This window comes from Streptomyces rectiviolaceus (assembly GCF_039533825.1).
In the GTDB taxonomy this organism is placed as follows: domain Bacteria; phylum Actinomycetota; class Actinomycetes; order Streptomycetales; family Streptomycetaceae; genus Streptomyces; species Streptomyces rectiviolaceus.
Genome location: NZ_BAAAUG010000035.1, coordinates 23,641 through 43,736, shown reverse-complemented (window position 1 = coordinate 43,736; position 20,096 = coordinate 23,641). Strand labels below are relative to the sequence as shown.

At 69.8% G+C, this 20,096-nt stretch carries 17 protein-coding genes, 1 tRNA gene and 1 pseudogene; 14 read left to right on the top strand and 5 right to left on the bottom strand.

What is annotated here, in order from left to right:
• Together ABD378_RS11945 and ABD378_RS11940 are read left to right on the top strand one after the other, a co-directional pair.
• Window positions 1-478: pseudogene (locus tag ABD378_RS11945) on the top strand (hypothetical protein); the annotation flags it as partial.
• Window positions 479-557: 79 nt separating this feature from the next.
• A tRNA-Ala gene (locus ABD378_RS11940) sits at window positions 558-631 on the top strand.
• Between the two features lie 95 nt (window positions 632-726).
• Here the strand turns inward: ABD378_RS11940 and ABD378_RS11935 are convergent.
• Window positions 727-1,239 carry a GNAT family N-acetyltransferase gene (locus ABD378_RS11935; protein ID WP_344520609.1) on the bottom strand — a complete coding sequence of 171 codons (513 nt, stop codon included), beginning with the start codon at window positions 1,237-1,239 and terminating at the stop codon, window positions 727-729.
• 88 nt (window positions 1,240-1,327) lie between these two features.
• On the opposite strand from ABD378_RS11935, the gene ABD378_RS11930 reads away from it, so the two are divergent.
• Together ABD378_RS11930 and ABD378_RS11925 are read left to right on the top strand one after the other, a co-directional pair.
• Window positions 1,328-2,128, top strand: coding sequence for an exodeoxyribonuclease III (locus tag ABD378_RS11930; RefSeq protein ID WP_344520608.1), 801 nt, complete (start codon window positions 1,328-1,330; stop codon window positions 2,126-2,128).
• Between the two features lie 76 nt (window positions 2,129-2,204).
• On the top strand, window positions 2,205-3,239 hold the full coding sequence (locus ABD378_RS11925; protein ID WP_344520607.1) for a DUF6528 family protein: 1,035 nt from the start codon (window positions 2,205-2,207) through the stop codon (window positions 3,237-3,239).
• Window positions 3,240-3,303: 64 nt separating this feature from the next.
• Here the strand turns inward: ABD378_RS11925 and ABD378_RS11920 are convergent, their stop codons facing one another.
• Window positions 3,304-3,948: a MerR family transcriptional regulator gene (locus ABD378_RS11920; protein WP_344520617.1), complete on the bottom strand. Its 645-nt coding sequence runs from the start codon at window positions 3,946-3,948 to the stop codon at window positions 3,304-3,306.
• 186 nt (window positions 3,949-4,134) lie between these two features.
• On the opposite strand from ABD378_RS11920, the gene ABD378_RS11915 reads away from it, so the two are divergent.
• The 3 genes from ABD378_RS11915 to ABD378_RS11905 are packed head-to-tail and all read left to right on the top strand — an operon-like array spanning window position 4,135 to window position 7,552.
• Window positions 4,135-5,727 (top strand): flavin-containing monooxygenase, encoded by a 1,593-nt coding sequence (locus tag ABD378_RS11915; protein ID WP_344520606.1) that lies wholly within the window; start codon window positions 4,135-4,137, stop codon window positions 5,725-5,727.
• A complete protein-coding gene (locus ABD378_RS11910; protein ID WP_344520605.1) occupies window positions 5,724-6,677 on the top strand; it encodes an alpha/beta fold hydrolase in 954 nt (317 codons plus the stop codon). The genes ABD378_RS11915 and ABD378_RS11910 overlap by 4 nt, the downstream gene beginning before the upstream one ends.
• Window positions 6,674-7,552 carry an SDR family oxidoreductase gene (locus ABD378_RS11905; RefSeq protein WP_344520604.1) on the top strand — a complete coding sequence of 293 codons (879 nt, stop codon included), beginning with the start codon at window positions 6,674-6,676 and terminating at the stop codon, window positions 7,550-7,552. Before ABD378_RS11910 ends, ABD378_RS11905 begins: the two co-directional genes overlap by 4 nt.
• A 112-nt stretch (window positions 7,553-7,664) precedes the next feature.
• Here ABD378_RS11905 and ABD378_RS11900 read toward each other — a convergent pair whose 3' ends face one another.
• Together ABD378_RS11900 and ABD378_RS11895 are read right to left on the bottom strand one after the other, a co-directional pair.
• Window positions 7,665-7,904 carry a hypothetical protein gene (locus ABD378_RS11900; protein ID WP_344520603.1) on the bottom strand — a complete coding sequence of 80 codons (240 nt, stop codon included), beginning with the start codon at window positions 7,902-7,904 and terminating at the stop codon, window positions 7,665-7,667.
• Between the two features lie 158 nt (window positions 7,905-8,062).
• Entirely contained in the window at window positions 8,063-11,341 is a 3,279-nt protein-coding gene (locus ABD378_RS11895) for a S41 family peptidase (protein ID WP_344520601.1), read from the bottom strand.
• Between the two features lie 224 nt (window positions 11,342-11,565).
• Between ABD378_RS11895 and ABD378_RS11890 the strand changes: the two genes are divergently transcribed.
• Window positions 11,566-12,156, top strand: a complete 591-nt coding sequence (locus tag ABD378_RS11890) for a TetR/AcrR family transcriptional regulator (protein ID WP_344520599.1) — start codon at window positions 11,566-11,568, stop codon at window positions 12,154-12,156.
• Window positions 12,157-12,264: 108 nt separating this feature from the next.
• Window positions 12,265-14,517 carry an MMPL family transporter gene (locus ABD378_RS11885; protein WP_344520598.1) on the top strand — a complete coding sequence of 751 codons (2,253 nt, stop codon included), beginning with the start codon at window positions 12,265-12,267 and terminating at the stop codon, window positions 14,515-14,517.
• A 32-nt stretch (window positions 14,518-14,549) separates the two neighbouring features.
• Here ABD378_RS11885 and ABD378_RS11880 read toward each other — a convergent pair whose 3' ends face one another.
• Window positions 14,550-14,891, bottom strand: coding sequence for an SsgA family sporulation/cell division regulator (locus ABD378_RS11880; protein ID WP_344520597.1), 342 nt, complete (start codon window positions 14,889-14,891; stop codon window positions 14,550-14,552).
• 192 nt (window positions 14,892-15,083) lie between these two features.
• Here ABD378_RS11880 and ABD378_RS11875 point away from each other — a divergent pair, with 192 nt between their 5' ends.
• The 5 genes from ABD378_RS11875 to ABD378_RS44175 all read left to right on the top strand — a co-directional run bounded on the left by ABD378_RS11875 (window position 15,084) and on the right by ABD378_RS44175 (window position 19,998).
• Window positions 15,084-16,151, top strand: coding sequence for an energy-coupling factor ABC transporter permease (locus ABD378_RS11875; RefSeq protein ID WP_344520596.1), 1,068 nt, complete (start codon window positions 15,084-15,086; stop codon window positions 16,149-16,151).
• 1 nt (window position 16,152) lies between these two features.
• Window positions 16,153-16,914, top strand: coding sequence for a cobalt ECF transporter T component CbiQ (gene cbiQ / locus ABD378_RS11870; RefSeq protein ID WP_344520595.1), 762 nt, complete (start codon window positions 16,153-16,155; stop codon window positions 16,912-16,914).
• 11 nt (window positions 16,915-16,925) lie between these two features.
• Window positions 16,926-17,690, top strand: a complete 765-nt coding sequence (locus ABD378_RS11865) for an energy-coupling factor ABC transporter ATP-binding protein (RefSeq protein ID WP_344520594.1) — start codon at window positions 16,926-16,928, stop codon at window positions 17,688-17,690.
• Between the two features lie 35 nt (window positions 17,691-17,725).
• Window positions 17,726-18,898 (top strand): serine hydrolase domain-containing protein, encoded by a 1,173-nt coding sequence (locus ABD378_RS11860; protein WP_344520593.1) that lies wholly within the window; start codon window positions 17,726-17,728, stop codon window positions 18,896-18,898.
• A 521-nt stretch (window positions 18,899-19,419) separates the two neighbouring features.
• Window positions 19,420-19,998: a helix-turn-helix domain-containing protein gene (locus ABD378_RS44175; protein WP_386544788.1), complete on the top strand. Its 579-nt coding sequence runs from the start codon at window positions 19,420-19,422 to the stop codon at window positions 19,996-19,998.
• Window positions 19,999-20,096 lie beyond the last annotated feature (98 nt).

Below are 20,096 nucleotides of genomic sequence, written 5' to 3'. Positions count from 1 at the left end.
GACGGAGACCGGACTCTCCGCGCTCGCCGCCGACCGCCGCGCCCTGGTGGAGCAGACCGACCACGCGGAGTGGGTCGACCAGCAGCGCGAGCGGCAGCGCCGCCCGGGGCACGGCGACAGCTGGGACCCGGTGCCGGTGCCCCTGCCGACGTACGTGACCGCGCCGGTCGCCCCGCGGGCCACCGGTGATGTCGACCTGGGCGCGCCCGATGCCTGGAGCTCGGCGCGGTCGAGCTCCGTGGAGCCCGCCGCCGATGAGCCGGACGAGAGCGAGTACGCAGAGCACGCCGAGTACAGCGAGTACGGCGAGTACGCCGACGGCACAGAAGGCGTCGACGGCGTCGACGGCGTGGACGGAGTCGGTGGCCGCAGTGACGCACGGCGGGCCGCGGCCGCGCGCCGTGCCCGCGAGCGCGGACGCACGCCGCTCTTCGATCAGTACGAGGAAGGTGAGCGGCCGCGGGCCGCCAACGAGTGAGGCCTGACCAGCCAGGTGACCAGCCAGGAACGGATTTCCGAGCACCCGGATCGGGATGCTAGAGTTTCACTCGTTGCAAGGGCCTGTGGCGCAGTCTGGTAGCGCACCTCGTTCGCATCGAGGGGGTCTGGGGTTCAAATCCCCACAGGTCCACTGCACATGAGATCCCGTCCAGTTCATCGAACTGGGCGGGATCTTTGCTGTGCCTCAGAGAAGCTGTGCCCCAGAGAAAATGAAGCGTCGGAGGACTACAGGGCCTTCGCGAAGCAGCGGCTCAGGTCCTCGAAGCGGTAGTGGCCGAACTTGGTGGGGGCCGGGGTGTAGCCGGTCGAGGTGTAGAGGGCTATGGCCTCCGGCTGCTTCGCGCCCGTCTCCAGGACCATGCGCGTGCGGCCTGCCGCCCTCGCGTCGTCCTCCAGGGCCGTCAGGATGCGGCGGGCCAGGCCGAGGCCGCGGGCCTCCGGTGTGACGTACATGCGCTTGATCTCGGCGTCGCCGTGCGCGTAGCCCTCGTCGTTCTCCTCGTGACCGCGCCAGCCGCCGGTGGCCAGCGGGGTGCCGTTCTCGTCGTACGCGATGAGGTACGCGCCGTGCGGTGCCGCGAACATGGCCGGGTCGAGGGGTGTGACGTCGCCCTCGTCGCCGTACCGCTCCGCGTACTCGAGCTGGACGCGGTCGTTGAGCTTGACCGCGTCGGGGTGGTCGAAGGGGGTGGGGCGCAGCTCGACGGCGGACCGCTGCGGCGATGGCTGGATACTCATGCGAATCATCGTACTTCTATGCGGTGGAGTGCGGGTATCCATTAAGTGTGCCGGTATCGCTCCCGGATGCTCCCGGTATCGTTCCCGGATGCTCACTGTGACCTCTGTGAATGTGAACGGGCTGCGCGCCGCCGCCAAGAAGGGCTTCGTCGAGTGGCTCGCCGAGACCTCGGCCGACGTGCTCTGCCTCCAGGAGGTGCGGGCCGAGCCGCAGCAGCTGCCGGACGAGGTGCGGGAGCCCGAGGGCTGGCACGTCGTGCACGCCCCGGCCGCCGCCAAGGGGCGCGCGGGCGTCTCCCTCTATACGCGCCGTGAGCCGGACCGGGTGCAGGTCGGGTTCGGGTCGCAGGAGTTCGACGGCAGTGGGCGGTACGTCGAGGCCGATCTGCCCGGGGTCACGGTCGCGAGCCTCTATCTGCCCTCCGGTGAGGTCGGCACGGTGCGGCAGGACGAGAAGATCCGCTTCATGGGGGAGTTCCTCACGTACCTGAAGGGGCTCAAGGAGCGGGCCGCCGCCGAGGGGCGTCAGGTCGTGGTCTGCGGTGACTGGAACATCGCGCACCAGGAGGCCGACCTCAAGAACTGGAAGGGCAACAAGAAGAACTCGGGCTTCCTGCCCGAGGAGCGTGCCTGGCTCAGTGAGGTCTTCGAGGGGGACGCCGGCTACGTCGACGTGGTGCGGGCGCTGCATCCCGACGTCGAGGGGCCCTACTCCTGGTGGTCCTACCGGGGGCGTGCCTTCGACAACGACACGGGCTGGCGGATCGATTACCACGTGGCGACGCCGGGGCTCGCGGAGCGTGCGGTCAAGGGTTTCGTGGAGCGGGCGGCCAGTCATGAGCAGCGGTGGTCGGACCATGCGCCCGTCACGGTGGTCTACGACATGTGAGGCCGCGCGGCGCCATGGCATGTTGCGGACACGTACCTGACAATGACTCAACTGTCAGCCGTGTGGGGGAGACTTCATGTCCGGTATGTCATCGCTGTCTCGTCGGGGTGTGCTGCTCGGGGCTCTGGGAGCCGGGATCGGGGCGGGGCTGCCGCTGGCTGCCGCGTCGTCCGCCGCCGCTTCCGGTGGGGTGCCGCGGGGGACGCCGCCCGTGCTCCTCACTGAGCAGGCGACCCAGCAGATCCTCGTGCTCGACCCGCGGCGCAGGGTCTGGGACACGGAGGCCGATCCGTCCGTGGTGCGGTGGGCGTTCTCGCCGATGAGACACGGGGGGTGGGAGGACCTTCGGCCCGAGTACAGCTGGGTGTATCCGAGCGAGTCGAAGGTGCGCAGACTCAAAGGGCGTACGTATGTCCTGACGACCGCGTCCTTCGGCTTCGTCGCCGTCGTCGACTACCCCTCGGGCAGGCGCTACTGGGGCACGGCCATCGGCCCCGGCGACGACCTCTTCAATCCGCACAGCGCGGAGATCCTGCCGGACGGCAACGTCGCGGTGGCGTGCAGCACCGGCGCGCTGGTCAGGCTGTACGCGGCGTCGCAGGGGCCGCATGCCTCGCGGTACGCGGAGGCGGAGCTCAAGGGCGCGCACGGGCTGCACTGGGACGGCAGGCGTGAGGTGCTGTGGGCCATCGGCGACGACGAGCTGGTCACGTACGCGGTGGGTGGCACGCGGGCCCGGCCCACGCTGACGCGCCGGTCCTCGGTCGGGCTCCCGGTCGGGACGCCGGGCAAGACCCCTGGTGGGCATGACCTCTTCCCTGTGGCCGGGCGTCGTGGGCGGCTCTGGGTGACGACGAACGCGTCCGTCTTCCAGTACGACATCGGGGGCGAGGCCTTCGTGCAGGACTTCGCCGGGGCCGGGGAGATCTCCCGGAAGTCGGTCAAGGGCGTCGGCGACGATCCGCGGACGGGGCAGGTCATCAGCACCGTGCCGGAGGGCGGCCTTGAGGAGACCTGGTGGACGACCAAGGTGAGCGTCCATCAGCCGCGGGGGGAGTATGAGCTGGTGGGCGGCGGGATTTACAAGGCTCGGTGGTTCCTGCCGAGGTAGGGGGTGGGGTGGGGTGGGGCACCGGCTTCGCCGAGTTCGTCCTCAACCGCCGGACGGGCCCGGGCTAATGATCCTTCGGCTTCTCCGATGCCAGGCGGCGGTCCAGTGCCATCGACAGTTCCGCCTCCACCACGCTCTTCGCCAGCGGGCGCAGGCGCTCGATGCCGACGTCGCCCGCATCGGCGGGCGTGTGCGTGCGGATGATCGTGACGAACAACTCCGCGAGCGCGTCCGCGTGTTCGCGCACGCGCTGGCCCGCCTCCAGGACCGCCGCGAGCGGGATGCCCTCGCGGACCAGGGCCGATGAGACGTCCAGGAGGCGGCGGCTCACGTGGACGATCTCCTCGCCGTCCGTGCCGAGGTAGCCGAGGTCCAGGGCCGCCGCGAGGTTCTCGGGGGTGACCTCGCCCGCGAAGTGGTCGGCCAGTTCCTCGGGGGTGAGGCGGACCGGGGTCTCCTCGGTGGGTTCGCCGATGCCCAGGAGTTCGCCGACGTCGCGGCCGTTCTCGAAGGCCTCCGCGAGTTCCGCGATGCCGCTCAGGGTGTGGCCGCGGTCCAGGAGCGCGGCGATCGTCCGCAGCCTGGCCAGGTGGTGGTCGTCGTACCAGGCGATGCGGCCCTCGCGGCGGGGCGGCGGGATCAGGCCGCGCTCACGGTAGAAGCGCACGGTGCGCACCGTGATGCCGGCCGCCTTGGCCAGCTCCTCCATGCGGTACTCGCGTGTCTCTGCCACGGCAGCAGCCTATGTGCTGCCGGATCGTGCGGGTGTTCTACCTGTTGTACCGGCGGTAACTCGCGACGCCAGACCCCTACCCATCAGTACGCAGCTGTTCTACGCTCCCCATTGCGCCAGTGGTCACTGGCAGAGTCGTGAAGCAGTTCGGGAGGCGGCGGCATGGCCGAGGACGAGCGCCAGCAGGAGCGCGGGCAGGGGCGCGGGCAGGAGCGCGGGCAAGGCGGCGAACGCGAGCACGTGCGGGTGGCGGTGATCGGGTCAGGGTTCGGCGGGCTCGGCGCCGCGGTCCGGCTGCGCCGGGAAGGCGTCACCGACTTCGTCGTCCTGGAGCGGGCCGGCGCGGTGGGCGGCACCTGGCGGGACAACAGCTACCCGGGCTGCGCGTGCGACGTGCCCTCGCATCTGTACTCGTTCTCCTTCGCGCCCAACCCCGACTGGCCGCGCACCTTCTCGGGCCAGGAGAAGATCCAGGAGTACCTGGAGCAGATCGCCGACACCTTCCGCCTCCGCTCGCACATCCGCCTCAACACCGAGGTGACGCAGCTGCGTTGGGACGCGGACAACCTGTGGTGGGAGGTCGAGACCACCAACGGCACCCTTACCGCCGACGTCGTCGTCTCCGCCACCGGACCGCTCTCCGACCCCAAGCTCCCCGACATCCCGGGCCTGGATACCTTCGAGGGCAAGGTCTTCCACTCCGCGCGCTGGGACCACGACTACGACCTGCGCGGCAAGCGCGTCGCGATGATCGGCACCGGTGCGTCCGCCATCCAGATCGTGCCCGCCATCCAGCGCGAGGTCGGCAAGCTGACCCTCTTCCAGCGCACCCCGCCCTGGGTGATGCCGCGCATGGACCGCGCCATCAGCAAGGCCGAGCGCTGGCTGCACCGCCAGCTGCCGTTCACCACGCACGCCCGGCGCGGAATCCTGTGGGGCATACGGGAGTTGCAGGTCCAGGCGTTCACCAAGCGGCCGAACGAGCTCGGCGCGGTCGAGCAGATCGCCAAGCGGAACATCGCCCGTGCCATCAAGGATCCGGCACTCCGGGCCAAGCTGACACCTTCGTACCGCATCGGCTGCAAGCGGATCCTGCTCTCCAACACCTACTACCCGGCGCTCGCGCAGCCCAATGTCGACGTCGTCGCCAGCGGGCTCAGCGAGGTGCGCGGGAACACCGTCGTCGCAGCGGACGGCACCGAGACCGAGGTCGACGTGATCATCTTCGGTACGGGGTTCCATGTGACGGACATGCCGATCGCCGACCGCGTGGTGGGCGCCGACGGCGGGACGCTGATGGAGTCCTGGAAGGAGGGGATGAAGTCGCTGCGCGGCGCCACTGCCGCAGGCTTCCCCAACTTCATGACGGTCATCGGCCCGAACACCGGTCTAGGCAACTCCTCGATGATCCTGATGATCGAGTCCCAGCTGAACTATCTCGCCGACTACATGCGGCAGTTGAACGTTCTGGGCGACCGCGCCGCGCTCGCCGTGCGGACGAGCGCCGTGCACGCCTGGAACGACAAGGTCCAGGAGCGCATGAAGCGCACCGTGTGGAACACCGGCGGCTGCAACAGCTGGTACCTCGACGAGAACGGCGTGAACACGACGATCTGGCCGGGCACGACGACCGAGTTCCGCAATGCCACGCGGCGGGTGGACCTCGCCGAGTACGAGGTGGTGCGGCCGCCGAAGGTGGATGCGGAGCCGCCGGTGAAGTCCCGTAAAGCGAAGAAGGTCGAGGCAAAGGCATGAGCAGGCTGACACACGTGACGAGCGGTCCTTTCGCGCCGCCTCCCGCCGCGCGGGAATTGACCGTCGTGTCGGCGGACGGCGCGCGCCTGCACGCCGAGGTGCACGGTCCTGAGGGTGCGCCCGCGGTGGTGCTCGCGCACGGGTGGACCTGCTCGACCGCCTTCTGGGCGGCGCAGATACGTGACCTGGCGGTCGACCACCGGGTGATCGCGTACGACCAGCGGGGACACGGGCGCAGTGCCGCGCCGGCGGGGACGGAGGGGTACAGCACGACCGCCCTCGCCGACGACCTGGAGGCGGTGCTCGCGGCGACGCTGGAGCCGGGGGAGCGGGCCGTGCTCGCCGGGCACTCCATGGGCGGCATGACGATCATGGCCGCGAGCACGCGGCCCGGGTTCCGGGAGCACGCGGCGGCGGTGCTGCTGTGCAGCACGGGGAGTGCGCGGCTGGTCGCCGAGTCGCTCGTGGTGCCGATGCGGGCCGGGCGGGTGCGGACACGGATCACCCGGTCGGTCCTCGGCGCGAAGGCGCCGCTGGGGCCCGTGACGCCCATGGCCCGCAAGGTCCTCAAATACGCGACGATGGGCGCGGGTTCGCCCCCGGAGCGGGTGGAGGTGTGCGCGCGGATCGTGCACGGGTGCCCGAGGGTGGTGCGCTACCGCTGGTCGCACGTGCTCGACGAGATCGAACTCGACGCGGGTGTCCTGGAGTTGAGGGTGCCGACCGCGGTCATCGCGGGCACGGCCGACCGGATGACGCCCGTCACGCACGCGCGGCGCCTCGCCGCGATGCTGCCGGAATCCCTCGGCCTCACCGAGCTGCCGGGGCTCGGTCACATGACGCCGGTCGAGGCGCCGGAAGCGGTCACGGACGGGATCAGGGGTCTGGTGACGCGGTACGTACGGGTGGACGATCAGCAGGTGCAGGGGCTCGAAGGGAGCAGCGCATGAGCAAGGTCAGCCTTGAGGGTCAGGTCGCGGTCGTCACCGGGGCGGCGCGGGGCGTGGGTGAGTTGCTCGCGAGGAAGCTGTCGGCGCGGGGTGCGAAGGTCGCGCTCGTGGGCCTGGAGCCGGACGAGTTGAAGCAGGTGGCGGGGCGGCTGCACACGGAGAGCGAGGCCTGGCACGCGGACGTGACGGATCACGTCGCGATGGCCCGGGTCGCCCAGGAGGTCAAGGAGCGGTTCGGCAAGGTCGACATCGTCGTCGCCAACGCGGGCGTCGCCAACGGAGGGCCGTTCGTCGAGTCCGACCCCGAGGCGTGGCGCCGGGTGATCGAGGTCAACCTCATCGGCAGCGCGGTGACGGGGCGGGCGTTCCTGCCCGTCCTCGTGGAGAGCCGGGGCTATCTCCTCCAGATCGCCTCGCTGGCCGCGATCACTCCGGCGCCGATGATGACGGCGTACTGCGCGTCGAAGTCGGGCGTCGAGGCGTACGCGCACTGTCTGCGGGCCGAGGTGGGCTACAAGGGCGTGAAGGTGGGCGTCGGTTACCTGTCCTGGACGGACACGGACATGGTGCGGGGCGCGGACCAGGACGACGTGATGCGGGAGTTGCGGCAGCGCTTGCCGTGGCCGTCCAACAAGACGTACCCGCTGGGTCCTGCGGTGGACCGGATCGTCGCCGGCATCGAGCGCAGGTCGAGTCATGTCTACGCGCAGTGGTGGCTGCGGGGGATGCAGGGCATCCGGGGATACCTTCCCGGGATCATCGGCTCGGTCGGCCAGCGCGAGATGCGGCGCTTCGAACCCCGGCTGGGGTCGGTCTCCACGGGGCTCGTGGGAGCGGGGGGCTCCGCCGATGAACAGGGCCGTGCGGGGCGGTAGTTGATCCCTCTGGCCCCACCCCCGGGGGTGGGGCGGGCGGCGCCCCGCGCCACACGCAGCGGTGGGGCCCCCGGCGTCCCGGGAGCCCCACTGGTCAAAGCTCAGCGCAGCGTCAGGCGTCGTAGTCCTGGTTGAACTTGTCCTGCTGCTCCTGCGCCGCCCGCTGCGTCTCGTCCTGGGGCTTCGCGGAACGCTCCCGCGACTCCTCCTCGGCCTGCGAGCCGCGCTCCTGCGCGTCGTCACGGGCCTGCGAGGCGCGCTCGCTCGCCTCTTCCTTCTCGCTGCCCATGGCGCCCTTCGCCTTGCCGGCGAGGTCGTTGGCCTTGTCCTGGAACTGGTCCTTGATGCCCATGCGGTTCACTCCTAGAGGGTGAGGTTGGAAGGGCCTCGACCAGACTTACATGGGGTGACTTTCCTCGCATTTCGATCATTAACGGGCAGTGACGGACCGCGAAAGGCGTGCACGAAAGGCGTGCGCGAAAAGCCCGGCCGGCAGCCCCGCTAACCTCGCTAACCCCGCGGCGGAAGCTTCGGCCGCTGTCTGTCCGGTACGTCCTCAAGGCCCGGCGGCGTCGCGGCCGGCTGCCGTTCCAGGAGGTCCAGCGCCACTCCCACCGCGTCGTCCAGCTGTGCATGGCGCCCCTCCGCCCAGTCAAGGGGCGTGCGGAGCACCTCCAGGTCCGGCGTCACGCCATGGTTCTCCACGGACCAGCCGTACTCGTCGAACCACCCCGCGTTCATCGGCACCGTGATGACCGTCCCGTCGCCCAGGACGTGCCGCCCGGTCATCCCCACCACGCCGCCCCACGTGCGCTGGCCCACCACGGGGCCGAGGCCGAGCAGCTTGAAGACCGCCGTGATCATGTCGCCGTCCGAGGACGTCGCCTCGTCGGCCAGGGCCACCACAGGGCCCCGGGGCGCGTTCGACGCGTACGACACCGGCTGGGCGTTCCGTGTCAGGTCCCAGCCAAGGATCTTCCGCGTCAGCTTCTCCACCACCAGCTCGCTGATGTGGCCGCCGGCGTTGCCGCGTACGTCCACGATCAGGGCGGGGCGCGAGACCTCCAGGCGCAGATCCCGGTTGAACTGGGCCCAGCCCGAGCCCCCCATGTCGGGGATGTGCAGATAGCCGCACCTGCCCGCACTCAACTCCCGTACGACCTCACGCCGTTTGGCCACCCAGTCCTGGTAGCGCAGGGGGCGTTCATTGATGAGGGGGACGATCGCCACCCTCCTCGCCCTGCCCTGTCTCTCCGCCGGCTGGAACGTCAGCTCCACGGTCGTGCCGCCGGCCGCCGCGAGCAGGGGGAAGGGGCCCGTCACGGGGTCCACCGGGCGGCCGTCGATGTGGGTGAGGACCGCGCCCTCGCGGATGCCCGCGCCCGCGAGCGGCGAGCGCGCCTTGGAGTCGGACGAGTCGCCGGGCAGGATCCGCTTGATCATCCAACTGCCGTCCCGGCAGACCAGGTTGGCGCCGAGCAGGCCCATCGCCCGCTGATAGTGGGGTGGTCCTTCGTTGCGGCGAGCGGCGGAGACGTACGCGTGCGAAGTGCCGAGCTCGCCGAGCACCTCGCGGAGCAGGTCCGCGAACTCGTCGGGGGACGCGACCCGCTCCACCAGCGGCCGGTACTGGTCCAGGATCGCGGGCCAGTCGATGCCGCACATGTGCGGCTCCCAGAAGTAGGCGCGGATGAGGCGGCCCGCCTCGTCGTAGGACTGGCGCCATTCGGCCGCCGGGTCGACCTCGTGCAGGATGCGGCGCAGGTCGATCCAGACGGTCGTGTCGACGTCGCCGGTCTCCGTCGAGGGGACCGCGCTCAGGTCGCCGTCGTCGACCACCACGAGCCGTGAGCCGTCGCCGCTGAGCGCGAACTGGTCGAGGTGGTCGACCAGTGCGGACTTCTTGCCCTTGGTGATGTTGAAGTACTCCAGGGTGGGGCGGCCCGAGGTGTCGGCCGGGTTGGCGAACGTCTCGCCGAGGGCGCCCGAGATCGGCCAGCGCATCCAGACCAGACCGCCGCCGCTGACGGGATGGAGGGCCGAGTACTTCGAGGCCGAGACCGGGAACGGCGTCACTCTGCTCTCCAGGCCCTCCACCTCCACGATGACGGCGCCGTCCTCCGACCCGCCGTCGGCGGGGTCGAGACCGCCCGCTGCCGGGCGGCCGTCGGGGGAGAGGGCGAAGGGGGAGGGGGTCGCCGATGAGAGGGGGACCAGGTAGGGGCGGCAGCCGAGCGGGAAGGAGAGGTCGCCGGTGTGCACGTCGTAGACCGGGTCGAAGCCGCGCCAGGACAGGAAGGCCAGATAGCGGCCGTCGCGGGTGAAGACCGGGTTCTCGTCCTCGAAGCGCCCGTTGGTGACGTCGACGATGATGCGGCGGCCCGGCCCCTCGATGCGGGCCATCTTGATCTGCCGCAGGGAGCGGCCGATGCCCGGATGAGACCAGGTCAGCCACGCCCCGTCCGGGGAGAACGCCAGGTCCCGCACCGGGCCGTTGGTGGAGCAGATCAGCTCCGTCACCTCGCCGTTCGACTCCTCGGTCGCGTCGACCAGGAGGAGCCTGCCGTCGTTCGACGCGATCGCGAGCCGCTCGCCGTCCGGATCGGAGAGCAGTTCGAGGACCCGCCCGAGCTCCCCCTGCGCCAGCCTGCGCGGCTCGCGCTCACCGCTGGCGCGCGGCAGATAGGCGATCTCGATGGCGTCCTCGCCCTCCGCGTCGGTGACATAGGCGACCTGGCCGCCCGTGCCGAGCATCTCCGGGAGCCGGACGCGCACGCCCGGGGTGTCCGTGATGGTGCGGGCGGGCCCGTCCCGGTGCGTGAGCCAGTACAGGCTGCCGCGTACGACGACGGCGCTGGCCCGCCCCGTCGTGTCCACGGAGATCGAGTCGAGGTGCTGCGCGGCCGGTACCTGGTAGATCCGCCGTCCGGTGCGCGGCCCGCCGAGGCGTACGTCGAGGCGGCGCGGCTCGGAGTCGGCGGACAGGTCGTCCACCAGCCAGACGTCGCCCGCGCACTGGTAGACGACGCGCGTGCCGTCGCTGGACGCGTGCCGGGCGTAGAACGCGTCGTGATCGGTGTGCCGCCGCAGGTCTGAGCCGTCCGGCAGACAGGAGTAGAGGTTGCCGACGCCCTCGTGGTCGGAGAGGAAGGCGATCCTGCCGTCCACGAACATCGGGGCGTCCAGGTGCCCGTCGAGGTCGGGCAGGATCTGCTCGCCGTGCATCCACAGCCGGCCCGTCGCCCCGCCCCGGTAGCGCTTCCAGGCGGCGGGCTCGTGCGGCGGCTTCCCGGTCAGGAGGAGCGTCTTGCGTTCGCCGTCGACGTCGTGGACCGCGATGTCGTACACCGGCCCCCAGGGCAGCTTGCCGCCGGGTGAGCCGTCGGTCGGCACGCTGTAGGCCCAGCAGAAGTAGGAGAAGGGCTGGCCGTGCGAGGAGACGGCGAGGATGTCGCCGTCGGGGGACCAGCCGCAGACCCGGGTGTCCGTGCTCCCCCAGTAGGTGAGCCTGCGCGAGGGTCCGCCGGTCACCGGGGCGAGATGGATCTCCGGGTCGAGGCTGCGCCATGTCGTGTACGCGATGTGGCGGCCGTCCGGTGAGAAGCGCGGGTGGCTCACCTTGGTCCGGTCGACGGTCACCCGCCAGGCGCGGCCCGCCGGGGCGCCGTCCGGGCTCAGCGGGGCCACCCAGAGGTCGTCCTCGGCCGCGAAACAGAGACGGTCGCCGCTGAGGTGCGGAAATCGCAGGTAGGCGTGGTCAGCATGGGCTTCATCGCGCGCGTCGGTCACTTCACCATGCTTTTCCGGTGCGCAGGGCCCGGCAACTCGTACAGAGGGCCCGGCGACTCGTTCGCGGGGGTGGAAAGGGGTACGGAGCGCGTGACGCAGCACACGTACGAAACGGTTTCGTTTCGTTAAGGCCCCGGGTACAGTCATGGCGTACGGAACAGTTTCGATAAGGTCCGACAAAGTTCAACAAGGTTCGGCAAGGGATGACGAGGAGCGGAGGGATCATGGCTGAGGCGGCAACGGTGCGGCGCAGCCGGATCACGCCCGAGCGCGAGACCGAGCTGTATGCGGCCGTGCTCGATCTGCTCCGTGAGGTCGGCTACGAAGCGCTCACGATGGACGCCATCGCCGCCCGCACGAAATCCAGCAAGGCCACCCTCTACCGCCAGTGGGGGAACAAGCCCGAGCTGATCGCCAGGGCGCTGCGGCACAACAAGCCGGTGTCCATCGAGGACATCGACACGGGGTCCCTGCGCGGCGATCTGCTTGAGACCGCGAACCGTTCGGACGACTGTCAGATGGAGCAGGACGCCGCGCTGATGCGGAGCCTGTTCCACGCCATTCACAAGAACCCCGAACTCCACCAGGCGCTGCGGCAGTTGCTCATCGAGCCGGAGATCACCGGCCTGAACGCACTGCTGCGCAGGGCCGTGGACCGCGGTGAAGTGGCCGCGGACAACCCCGCGTTGGACTTCGTCATCCACATGATGGTCGGCGCCTTCGTCGCCCGTGACCTGATCGAGGACCGCACGGTCGACCGTGAGTTCCTCCGTTCCTACATCGACGCCGTGATCCTCCCCGCTCTCGGCGTCTGACCAACTCCCTCACCAAGCCCGTACGTTCCACCTGACGCGACCGCTCACGTCGTCGGGCTGATCCCCCCTGCCCTGTAGACACCACGACCTGACCGGGAGTACGCCCTCGTGGCAACTTTCCTCTACAAACTAGGCCGACTCGCCTTCAGGCGACGGCACTTCGTCGCCCTGATCTGGGTGGCGCTCCTGACGCTCGCCGGAGTCGGCGCCGCGTCCGCGCCCACCGCCGCCTCCAGCTCCTTCTCCATCCCGGGGACGGAGGCCCAGAAGGCCTTCGACCTGCTCGAAGAGCGTGTGCCCGAAGCCAGTGCCGACGGCGCGAGTGCCCGTGTCGTCTTCAAGGCGCCGGACGGCGAGAAGGTCACGGACCCGGCCAACAAGGCCGAGATCCAGAAGACCGTCGCCGCGCTCAAGTCCGGTTCGGACGAGGTGGCGAGGGCGGACAACCCCTTCCAGGCCAAGACGGTCAGCAAGGACGGCTCGACGGCGTACGCGTCGGTCTCGTACAAGGTCACCTCGATGGAGCTGACCGACGAGAGCCGTGACGCGCTGGAGAAGACGACCGACCAGGCGCGCGAGTCCGGGCTCACGGTCGAGGTCGGCGGCGACGCGCTGCAGGCGATGCCCGAGACCGGGGCCACCGAGATCATCGGCATCGCGGTCGCGGCCGTCGTCCTCGTCATCACCTTCGGCTCGCTGATCGCGGCGGGTCTTCCCCTGCTGACCGCGCTGATCGGCGTGGGCATCGGTGTCTCCTCGATCACCGCGCTCGCCAGTGCGCTCGACCTGGGGACCACGACGTCGACGCTCGCCATGATGATCGGCCTCGCGGTCGGCATCGACTACGCGCTCTTCATCGTCTCCCGCTACCGCGGCGAACTCGCCGACGGACGGGACCGCGAGGACGCGGCGGGCCGCGCCGTGGGGACGGCCGGTTCGGCCGTGGTCTTCGCCGGGCTCACCGTCGTCATCGCGCTTGTCGGCCTCGCCGTGGTGAACATCCCGATGCTCACCAAGATGGGCTTCGCGGCGGCCGGCACGGTGGTCATCGCCGTGCTCATCGCGCTCACCCTGATCCCGGCGCTGCTCGGTTACGCGGGCAAGAAGGTCAAGCCCACGGGCGAGAAGAGCAAGGTGCTCGGCGGAGGCAGGAAGAAGGCGGCCGCTGCGGGTGCCGCCGGGGAGAAGGCGGCGAAGGACAACCTCGGCACCCGCTGGGCGCGCTTCGTCGTCCGCCGCCCGCTTGCCGTCCTGCTCATCGGTGTCATCGGCCTGGGCGCCGCGGCGCTGCCCGTCTCCTCCCTGGAACTGGGCCTCCCGGACGACGGCGCACAGCCGACGTCCACGACTCAGCGCAAGGCGTACGACCTGGTCTCCGACGGATTCGGGCCCGGCTTCAACGGCCCGCTGATGACGGTCGCCGACCTGGAGGGGACCGACGACCCGAAGGCCGCGGCGGGTGAGATCACCAAGACGATCTCCGGACTCGACGACGTACTCTCGGTCGCCCCGCCGATGATCAACAAGGCGGGCGACACGGCGATCATCAGCGTCGTCCCGTCCTCCAAGCCCAGCGGCATCGAGACCGAGAACCTCGTGCACTCGATCCGTGACGCGGGCGGCGAGATCAAGTCCGACACCGGCGCGAGCGTCATGGTCACCGGCACGACGGCCATGAACATCGACGTCTCCGAGAAGCTGAACGACGCCCTGCTGCCCTACCTGGCACTGGTCGTCGGCCTCGCCTTCCTCCTCCTGATCGTCGTCTTCCGCTCCGTCCTGGTCCCGCTCAAGGCGGCCCTCGGCTTCCTGCTCTCGGTCCTCGCGGCCCTGGGCGCGGTCGTCGCGGTCTTCCAGTGGGGCTGGCTCGGCTCACTCTTCGGCGTGGAGCAGACCGGCCCGATCATGAGCATGATGCCGATCTTCATGGTGGGCGTCGTCTTCGGCCTCGCGATGGACTACGAGGTGTTCCTCGTGACGCGCATGCGAGAGGCGTACGTCCACGGGGAGCGGCCCGGCCAGGCGATCGTGACCGGCTTCCGGCACGGGGCACGCGTGGTCTCGGCGGCGGCAGTGATCATGATGGCGGTCTTCGCTGGATTCATCGGCTCGAGCGAGCAGATGGTGAAGATGATCGGCTTCGGGCTCGCGATCGCCGTGTTCTTCGACGCGTTCATCGTGCGCATGGCTCTGGTCCCGGCGGTCCTCGCGCTGCTCGGCAAGAAGGCGTGGTGGCTGCCGAGGTGGCTGGACCGCGCGCTGCCGAACGTGGATGTCGAGGGCGAGGGCCTGCGCACGGCGGCCGAGAAGGACGTCGCCGGTCAGGACTCGGACGCCGACCGGGAGCCGGTGCGGGTCTGAGTCTGGGGCTGACCTGGGGTCTGACCTGGGCTTCAGTGGGGTACGGGGGTGGCCGCGTAGGTGCGGCGTAGGAAGCGGATCAGTGCCGGGGCGTCGAACTGCACGACCGCCACCCCCTGCGTGGAGTGGAACTCCATGACGGTCTGGACCCGCCCACAGGGCCAGATGTGTACGTCGCCGCTGGTGGCAGGGGCTCGCAGGCCCTGTTCGAGCAGCTGCCTCGCGAAGGTCCACTCGTGGGAACCAGGGAGGCCGATCCGCACTGATTGCGGGTCGGCCTCCGGGTCGTACCGGAGGACGGCGGGGACGGTGAGCTGGTCGTCAGGGGAGTCCGTGACGACGTGGGCGCGTGTGAACTGCTCTACTGCGGACATCGCGAACTCCTCACCATCACGTGCCTTCTGCCCTCTAATGTCCCATATATTCGGATTCTCGCTCCAGGTGTGACCGGGATAACTGGGTAGCCAGCGCTCTTGCGAACCGTTCGCAACAAGGCACTATCATTGAACGGTTCACGAGCGATCCGCTCTGCCCTTCCTCTTCCTGTCCTGCCCAGGAGCGCGCGCATGCATGTCCCCGACGGATTCATCAACGCACCCGTCTCCGCCGCCACCGGGGTCATCGCCGCCGCAGCGGTCGCCGTCAGCCTCCGTGGCGCGCGGCGCGAACTGGACGAGAGGACGGCCCCGCTCGCCGGGCTCGTGGCCGCGTTCATCTTCGCCGTGCAGATGCTGAACTTCCCGGTCGCCGCGGGCACCAGCGGACACCTGCTCGGCGGGGCACTCGCCGCGATACTCGTCGGCCCCTACACGGGTGTCCTGTGCGTGTCCGTCGTACTCCTCATGCAAGGCGTTCTCTTCGCCGACGGCGGCCTGACCGCGCTCGGCGTGAACATCACGGACATGGCGATCGTCACGACCGTCGTGGCCTACCTCATCTTCCGCGGCCTGGTGAAGGTGCTCCCGCGCACCCGCCGCTCCATCACCGCATCGGCCTTCGTCGCCGCGCTGATCTCCGTGCCCGCCGCCGCGGTCGCCTTCACGTTCCTCTACGCGCTCGGCGGCACCACCGACGTCTCCATCGGCAAGGTCGCCACCGCCATGGTCGGCGTGCACGTCCTCATCGGCATCGGCGAGGCGGCGATCACCGCGCTCACCGTCGGCGCCGTCATCGCGGTCCGCCCCGACCTGGTCCACGGCGCCCGCGGCCTGACCCAGAAGCTCAAGCTCCGCGTCGGCGGCGAACTGGTCGACGCCCCGGCCGCGGAGGAGCCCGTGCTCGCCGCGCGCTCGCACCGCAAGGTGTGGATCGCGGGCCTGGTCACCTCCCTCGTCCTCGCCGGCTTCGTCAGCTTCTACGCCTCCGCGAACCCCGACGGCCTGGAGAAGGTCGCGGCGGACAAGGGCATCGACAAGAAGGCCGAGGAGCACGCGACCTCGGACTCCCCGCTCGCCGACTACGGCGTCAAGGACATCACCGACTCCCGCCTCTCCGGCGGCCTCGCGGGCGTGATCGGCGTCGGCGTCACCGTCGTGGCGGGCTCGGCCGTCTTCTGGGTGCTGCGCCGTCGCCGTACGACGGACGTGGACCCGGCATCGACGGCCTCCGCCACTTCGATGTCGGAGAACGCCTGACATGGGCGCGGGCCACGCCCACCGGCTCTACCGGCACGGCCACTCACCGGTGCACGCGCTGCCCCCGCACACCAAGCTGGCGGCGGTCTTCTGCTTCGTGGTCGTGGTGGTCTCCACACCGCGCGAGGCGATGTGGGCGTTCGGTCTGTACGCAGTGCTGCTCGGCGCGGTGGCCTACGCCTCCCGCGTCCCGCTCCCCTTCCTCCTGAAGCGGCTGCTCATCGAGGTCCCCTTCGTGGCGTTCGCCGTGCTCATGCCGTTCGTCGCGGAGGGCGAGCGGGTCGACGTACTCGGCATGTCCCTGAGCGTGAACGGCCTCTGGGGCGCCTGGAACGTCCTCGCCAAGGGCACGCTGGGCGTCGCCGCGTCCGTGCTCCTCGCTTCCACGACCGAACTGCGCTCGCTGCTCCTCGGCCTCCAGCGGCTGAAGCTGCCGCCGCTGCTCGTCCAGATCGCCTCGTTCATGATCCGGTACGGCGACGTGATCACGGACGAGATGCGCCGCATGAAGATCGCGCGCGAGTCGCGCGGCTTCGAGGCGCGGGGCGTACGGCAGTGGGGCGTCCTCGCGAAGTCCGCGGGCGCGCTCTTCATCCGCTCGTACGAGAGGGGCGAGCGGGTGCACCTGGCCATGGTCAGCCGGGGCTACGCCGGTTCGATGCCGGTGATCGACGAGGTCACGGCCTCGCGTGCCCAGTGGACGTACGCCTTCGCCCTGCCGGGTGCCGCTCTTGTCGTCTGCCTGTTGGGATGGACCCTGTGACGCCTGTTGGGATGGACCCTGTGACCTCAGCACCCTCACTCGAAGTAGCCGGTCTGGCCTTCGCCTACCCCGACGGGCATCAGGCGCTCTTCGGCGTAGACATGACGATCGGCCGCGGCGAGCGGGTCGCGCTGCTCGGCCCGAACGGCGCGGGCAAGACGACGCTCGTCCTGCACCTGAACGGCATCCTGACGGGCGGCGCGGGCACGGTCACCGTCGCGGGCCTCCCGGTCGGCAAGAAGCACATGGCGGAGATCAGGCGAAGGGTCGGCATCGTCTTCCAGGACCCCGACGACCAACTCTTCATGCCGACGGTGCGGGAGGACGTGGCGTTCGGCCCGGCGGCGAGCGGGATGCGCGGCCCCGAACTGGAGGCCAGGGTCGAGAAGGCGCTGTCACAGGTGGGAATGGCGGAGTTCGCGGACCGCCCCCCGCACCACCTCTCCTTCGGGCAGCGCAGGCGGGTCGCGGTGGCGACGGTCCTGGCGATGGAGCCGGAGATCCTGGTCCTCGACGAGCCCTCCTCGAACCTGGACCCGGCCTCACGCCGCGAACTGGCCGACATCCTGCGCTCGCTGGACGTAACGGTCCTGATGGTCACGCACGACCTCCCCTACGCACTCGAACTGTGCCCCCGGGCGCTGATCCTGAGCGAGGGCGTGATCGCGGCGGACGGCCCCACGGGCGAACTCCTCGCGAACGAGCCCCTGATGGGCGCGCACCGGCTTGAGCTGCCGTTCGGCTTCGATCCGAAGACGGTGAAGGTGAACAGGTAGGGAATCCATGGCCGCGGGTGGCTGTTGGCCCTGTCATGGACGTTGATGTACGCGGCACGGTGGCAGAGGGCTTCGAGCCGGTCCGAGACGCTTTCGTACGAAACTTCACCGCTCTCGGCGAGCAGGGCGCGGCGGTCGTGGTGTACCGCGACGGGCGGCCGGTGGTGGACCTGTGGGGCGGCACGAAGGACGTCGACGGGGGCGGGGCCTGGGAGCGCGGGACCGCGCAGGTGGTCCGCTCGGCCACCAAGGGCGTGGCCGCCTCCGTCCTGCTCCTGCTGCACCAGCGCGGTGAGCTGGACCTGGACGCACCCGTCGGCTCGTACTGGCCGGAGTTCAAGGCGGAGGGCAAGGAGCGGACGCTGGTCCGTGACCTGCTCGCGCACCGGGCGGGAGTGCCCGCCCTCGACCGCCCACTGACGCCCGCGGAAGCAGCGGACCCCGATCTCGCCGCCGGGATGATCGCGGCCCAGGCCCCGTTCTGGGAGCCGGGCAAGGACCACGGCTACCACGCACAGACCTACAGCTGGCTCACCGGTGAGCTGGTACGGCGGGTGACGGGGCGGTCGATCGGGGAGTGGGTGGCCGGGGAGATCGCAGGCCCACTCGACCTCGACCTGTGGATCGGCCTCCCCCGCGAGGAGGCGGGCCGGGTCGGGCGGATCGGCCGCATCTCGCCCCCCTCGGCCCCGGGCGGCCTCAAGACCCGCCCCCGCCGGAACGTGGCCGAGGCCTACGCGAACCCCGACTCCCTCACCCAGCGGGCCTTCGGCGCGATCACCCCGTCACCGGACGAGAACGACCCGGCGTACCGGGCGGCCGTCCTCCCCGCGTCCAACGGCATCGCGACGGCGCCGTCACTGGCGCGGTTCTACGCCTCGCTGATCGGCGAAGTGGAGGGCGGCGAGCGGCTGTTCACGCCCGCGACGGTCGCGCTGGCGCGGGGCGAGGTGTCCGCGGGGCCGGACCGGGTCCTCATCGTGAACACGCGCTTCGGGCTCGGCTACATGCTGCACGGGGTGGCTTCACCGCTGCTGTCACCCGGCTCGTTCGGCCACCCCGGGCGCGGCGGCGCACTGGGCTTCGCCGATCCGGAGTCGGGGGTCGCCTTCGGCTACGTGACCAATGGGATGAACAAGGGGGTCACGGCGGATCCGCGGGCTCAGGGGTTGGTGCGGGCGGTGCGGGAAGTGCTGCAGGGGCGGTGACAGCAAGAAGCCCGTACAGGAGTCTGTCTGCTCCTGTACGGGATTCCGGCGTGCGGTAGCTCAGCCAGTCGACCCTGCGAACGCAGGCCGTCCCTTGATTTCTACTGTCCGGCATAACGAACTACCGGTATTACCAAGAAAGATAGTCGCTGATCCAGACGGCTGCAGCGCGCACCAGCCCGCCGCATACTCCTGCCGCGGCGGCTCGCTGCAGGTGTCGCGTTGAGGTTGATTGATTGCGCTGATGCCCGCAGAGGCATCGGCCCTGAGGAAGGGTTGCGTTATCGGTCTCCGACCGACGTGCGGCGGGCGGTGGGTTTGAGGCTCGACGAAGCACGAGCATGCCTCTCTATCGCTTACGCATCAGGTTTTCCCGACGCAGCTTCATGCTCGTCCGATGTCGAGGTGCTCAATAGCCCCATGGATAACTCCGGTCAAGACGCAGCATCTTCCGCTGTCGTTGGACTAGGTGAAACCCTGTGCGGACGGTGTCGGACACCGTGGGACGCAGGGGGGACCGTATGCCGGCGCTCAACAAGCCACCGCTCACTGAGGGGGCTCACAAATCGCTCAACACGCTGCTGCACTCCCTCCATCTGAAGGCTGGGCATCCCAGCTGTCGTCAGTTGGAGAAGGAGATCGGCCAGCCGGGGATATCGCGAAGCACGATCCATGATGCTTTTAGTAGTCTGAGACTTCCAGCGCTCGACGTAGTCATGGCCCTCGTGGATCACTTGACTGGTAAGACACCGATGGCGAACCCGAAACGAGCGAAGGTAAATCGACGTCTGGTGTACGACATGTGGGTACGGGCTGCGCAGTGGCTGAGCGATGAGGTCGATCGAGGTGAATTACGGACGCAGCAGGGAAAGGCTGGGGCATCCTCTATGCAGCGTCCCCAGGAATCCAGCCTGGTGAACTCCATCTACGTCACTGTCGATGAGGCGGCCATTCTGTTGGGTGTCCCAAAGCAGGCAGTGTATCGAATGGTGCACGCTGGAGAATTGGCCGCAATTCGAGTGGGACGGTTGTATCGCATTCCGGCGGGGGAAGTGTGGAGAGCGGAGCGCGTCCTGGGAATCGGTTCCGTTGAGCCGTAAGGGTCGCCTGGCAACTGATGGTCCGCTGGGCTGGCACCACCGCGAGCGCCGCCACGTCCGCCAAGGACTGGTCCCTGTGCCTCTGCGCAATGATCGGC

What these genes read in the sequence shown, in the direction of transcription:
- ABD378_RS11935 (WP_344520609.1), bottom strand. Translation starts at nt 1,239, where the DNA reads ATGAGTATCCAGCCATCGCCGCAGCGGTCCGCCGTCGAGCTGCGCCCC.
- ABD378_RS11930 (WP_344520608.1), top strand. Translation starts at nt 1,328, where the DNA reads ATGCTCACTGTGACCTCTGTGAATGTGAACGGGCTGCGCGCCGCCGCC.
- ABD378_RS11925 (WP_344520607.1), top strand. Translation starts at nt 2,205, where the DNA reads ATGTCCGGTATGTCATCGCTGTCTCGTCGGGGTGTGCTGCTCGGGGCT.
- ABD378_RS11920 (WP_344520617.1), bottom strand. Translation starts at nt 3,948, where the DNA reads ATGGAGGAGCTGGCCAAGGCGGCCGGCATCACGGTGCGCACCGTGCGC.
- ABD378_RS11915 (WP_344520606.1), top strand. Translation starts at nt 4,135, where the DNA reads ATGGCCGAGGACGAGCGCCAGCAGGAGCGCGGGCAGGGGCGCGGGCAG.
- ABD378_RS11910 (WP_344520605.1), top strand. Translation starts at nt 5,724, where the DNA reads ATGAGCAGGCTGACACACGTGACGAGCGGTCCTTTCGCGCCGCCTCCC.
- ABD378_RS11905 (WP_344520604.1), top strand. Translation starts at nt 6,674, where the DNA reads ATGAGCAAGGTCAGCCTTGAGGGTCAGGTCGCGGTCGTCACCGGGGCG.
- ABD378_RS11900 (WP_344520603.1), bottom strand. Translation starts at nt 7,904, where the DNA reads ATGGGCATCAAGGACCAGTTCCAGGACAAGGCCAACGACCTCGCCGGC.
- ABD378_RS11890 (WP_344520599.1), top strand. Translation starts at nt 11,566, where the DNA reads ATGGCTGAGGCGGCAACGGTGCGGCGCAGCCGGATCACGCCCGAGCGC.
- ABD378_RS11880 (WP_344520597.1), bottom strand. Translation starts at nt 14,891, where the DNA reads ATGTCCGCAGTAGAGCAGTTCACACGCGCCCACGTCGTCACGGACTCC.
- ABD378_RS11875 (WP_344520596.1), top strand. Translation starts at nt 15,084, where the DNA reads ATGCATGTCCCCGACGGATTCATCAACGCACCCGTCTCCGCCGCCACC.
- cbiQ (WP_344520595.1), top strand. Translation starts at nt 16,153, where the DNA reads ATGGGCGCGGGCCACGCCCACCGGCTCTACCGGCACGGCCACTCACCG.
- ABD378_RS11865 (WP_344520594.1), top strand. Translation starts at nt 16,926, where the DNA reads ATGGACCCTGTGACCTCAGCACCCTCACTCGAAGTAGCCGGTCTGGCC.
- ABD378_RS11860 (WP_344520593.1), top strand. Translation starts at nt 17,726, where the DNA reads ATGGACGTTGATGTACGCGGCACGGTGGCAGAGGGCTTCGAGCCGGTC.
- ABD378_RS44175 (WP_386544788.1), top strand. Translation starts at nt 19,420, where the DNA reads ATGCCGGCGCTCAACAAGCCACCGCTCACTGAGGGGGCTCACAAATCG.